Annotated in this window: 1 protein-coding gene; it reads left to right on the top strand. The window is 55.7% G+C overall.

Annotated features, from left to right (window positions below; all coding sequences use genetic code 11):
• Window positions 1-410: 410 nt before the first annotated feature.
• Window positions 411-553: IS66 family insertion sequence element accessory protein TnpB (gene tnpB, locus PSOLE_RS23470; RefSeq protein WP_140419005.1), on the top strand; the 143-nt coding region annotated here is incomplete at its 3' end.

Consider the following 553-nt stretch of genomic DNA (forward strand, 5'->3'; position numbering starts at 1 on the left):
TAGGCTCGTCCGGAGAACGAGAAATCTCGCCTAGACAGCCGGAACAGACGATGATCACATCACCGCCAGCCCAGCTAGACCGCCTGATTGAGCGGCAGAGGCCTGGTCATCGCCCGACGGCCATGGCGGCTGGCTGCTTCGGGGGGCTTGCCTTGGGCAGGGCTGCAGCTTAGGTTGATGACATTGAGGAAGGCCCTGCTCCTTACACGCAACATCAACCTCCACCCATACTTTGCTGTAACTGGCGGCTCTAGAATCGAAAACTTTATGAGTTACGTTATCAATAATTACTTCAACTGCTTCATCCAGCCGGGTGATACCTTTGTATGCGCTCCATAGACCCCATCTTCAACTGACCTCTCCGTATCCCGGATGCTGGGCTCCCTATTTTCCCGTGGAGTTCCGTCATGATGCGTCCCGACGCCAAAGTGCAGAAGGTCTATCTCTACCCAAAGCCCGTCGACTTCCGCAAATCCATCAACGGACTGGCCGCGCTGGTCGAGCTGGACATCAAGGTGGAGGTGTTCAACCCGGTGCTGTTCGTGTTCCTCAA

It is taken from the genome of Pseudomonas oleovorans subsp. oleovorans, from assembly GCF_002197815.1.
Lineage (GTDB): Bacteria > Pseudomonadota > Gammaproteobacteria > Pseudomonadales > Pseudomonadaceae > Aquipseudomonas > Aquipseudomonas oleovorans.